This window comes from Methylobacterium sp. WL18 (genome assembly GCF_008040015.1).
Lineage (GTDB): Bacteria > Pseudomonadota > Alphaproteobacteria > Rhizobiales > Beijerinckiaceae > Methylobacterium > Methylobacterium mesophilicum.
In genome coordinates this window covers 1-2,359 of sequence record NZ_VRVD01000693.1, presented here as the reverse complement: position 1 = coordinate 2,359, position 2,359 = coordinate 1, and the positions used below count along the sequence as shown (strand labels likewise).

The 2,359-nt window shown below is 70.5% G+C and carries 1 protein-coding gene and 1 pseudogene; one reads left to right on the top strand and one right to left on the bottom strand.

What is annotated here, in order from left to right:
- Window positions 1-142 precede the first annotated feature (142 nt).
- Window positions 143-1,456, bottom strand: a complete 1,314-nt coding sequence (locus FV228_RS27080) for an MFS transporter (protein WP_147857344.1) — start codon at window positions 1,454-1,456, stop codon at window positions 143-145.
- A 198-nt stretch (window positions 1,457-1,654) separates the two neighbouring features.
- Between FV228_RS27080 and FV228_RS27075 the strand changes: the two are divergent.
- A pseudogene (locus tag FV228_RS27075) lies at window positions 1,655-2,359 on the top strand (dimethylmenaquinone methyltransferase); the annotation flags it as partial.

Sequence of the window (2,359 nt, the reverse complement as noted above, 5' to 3'; positions counted from 1 at the left end):
GCCGCCCGGGCGCACGCCGCCCGGCACGACTGGGACGGGCCCGCCGCGACCTTCGTCGACCTGATGCGCCGGAATTTTCCCGCCCGGACGCCGGCGCGCGATCTCCACGCGCCGGTGCCGCACCTGCGCGGCTGACCTGGGCCTAAGCGGCGGGCTTGAGCCCGCCCACGAAGGTCTCCGCGGGCTCCTCGGCGGCGATCGGGTCCTGGATCAGCGTCCAGTATCCCAGCGCCGCCACGACGGCGATCACCGCGCCGGTGATGAAGGCCATGGAGAACTGGCCGGTCCCGCCCACGATGAAGCCGGTGATCATCGGGGCCAGGGCGCCGCCGATGTAGCCGCCGAAATTCTGCATCGCACCGAGCGAAGCGGTGGCGTTGGCCGGCGCCGCCACGGAGGCCATCGCCCAGGCGGCCGACGAACTCACGTATACCAGGAACAGCGACGCCGAGATGCACGCGATGGCGAGCGTGTCGCTCGGCGTCAGCGCCGCCACCACGGTGCAGGCCGCGGTCGCCAGCAGACCCACCACCATCGGGATCTTGCGGCTCCGGATCGGATCGACCCCGCGCCGGATCAGGATGTCGACGATCCGGCCGCCGAGGATGCCGCCCAGCACTCCAAACGCGAACGGGATCGCCCCGACGATCCCGGTCTTCTGCAGGGTGAAGTGGCGCTCGATCTCGAGGTAGCTCGGCAGCCAGGCCGTGTAGAGCCAGGTCATGTAGATGCAGCCGAAATACCCCATGATCATGCCCCAGCTGGTCCGGTAGCGGAACAGCCGCTTCCACGAGCTCCAGGTGACGCGCCGGTCGGTGTTGGGCGCGTCGCCCTCCTCCAGGAAGGCGCGCTCGGCCGGGGTGAGGTTCACCTCGGGAGGATTGCGGAACACGAGGTAGACGATTCCGGCGAGCACCAGCCCGACCGCGCCCATGATGATGAACATCGCCCGCCAGCCGAAGCTCACCATCAGGAAGGTCAGCAGCGGCAGGGCCAGGAAGGTGCCGAGCGAGGACGCGCAGTTCCAGATCCCGGTGGCGGTGCCGCGCTCGCGGATGTTGAACCAGTCGCGCGAGACCCGGGCGCAGGTCGGGAAATGCGGCGCCTCGCCGAGGCCGAGGACGATGCGCGCGCCGACGAACTGCCAGAACGAGGTCACGGCCCCACCGAGCATCTGGCCGAGCGACCAGCAGCTCAAGCCGATGGTCAGCGTCAGCCGCGGACCCAGCCGGTCGGCCAGGGCGCCGGCCGGAAGCTGCGCGAAGGCGTAGGCCCACAGGAATGCAGAGAGCAGCAATCCCATGTCGGGGATCGACAGGCCGAGATCCTGCCGGATCAACGGGTTGGCCACGGCCAGCGTGGCGCGGTCGACGTAGTTGACCACCCCGGCCGTCACCAGCAGGGCGAGCGAGATCCTCTGGATGCGCTTCACGCGCGGCGTTGCGACTGGAACCACTGACTTCCCCCCTTTGGCTGACGCGCACTCTTCAGGGTGCTTCGGGTGCGATCGCTGGTCCGCGACTCACGGCGTCCGGCCGATATTCTGCACCGAATGCCGGCAAGGGGAAGCTGCCGGCTAACAGTGTGGCCCCTCGCGTCGCGGCGCCGGGCGTCGTAGACCGCTCGCACCCGTCACCGACCGAGACCGCCCCGCGTGCGCCTGATCCAGATCACCCACCACGACCTCGACGGCTACGGCGCCGCCACGGTCGCCGCCGCCTGCACGGCGGTCGAGCGCGTCGTCCACGTGCCCCGCTACAGCGATGTCGGCCCGGTCTTCGAGGACGAGACCAAACGCCTGGCCCGGGCGGGCGAGGGCGAGATCCTGCTCATGACCGACCTCGGCCTGGAGGAGCAGACCATCGCGGGGCTGAAGAAGTTCGCAGCCATGAACCGCCGCCGCGAGGACGGCCGGAAGCACAGGCTCGTGGTCCTCGACCACCACGCCTCCTCGCTGGACCAGCTGCGTCGCCAGGGACTGGAGCCCGCAGCCGATCCCGAGCGGCCGGGCCTCAACCGGATCGACCTCGGCGATCCGGACTGCACCCTGCTGATCGACGAAAACGTCTGCGCCACCCGGATGACCTTCGATCACCGGGCCCTGTTCGCGACCCACGAGCCCGCGACCGACCTCTCCGCCCTGGTGGCGGCGATCGACGCGGTGGACCTCTGGCGCAAGGACAGCCCGGCCTTCACGGGGGGCCTGGCGCTGGACGAGCTGTTCTGGGAGAGCGTGTCGAGCTTCGTGCCGGTCGGCCATCCCTGGCATGAGGCCTTCATGTCCGGCCTGCTGCTGGCCGCCGCCGTCGCGCTGCGGGAGGGCGCGAGCCCGGCCGATCTGGAGCGGCGCGCCCTGGCG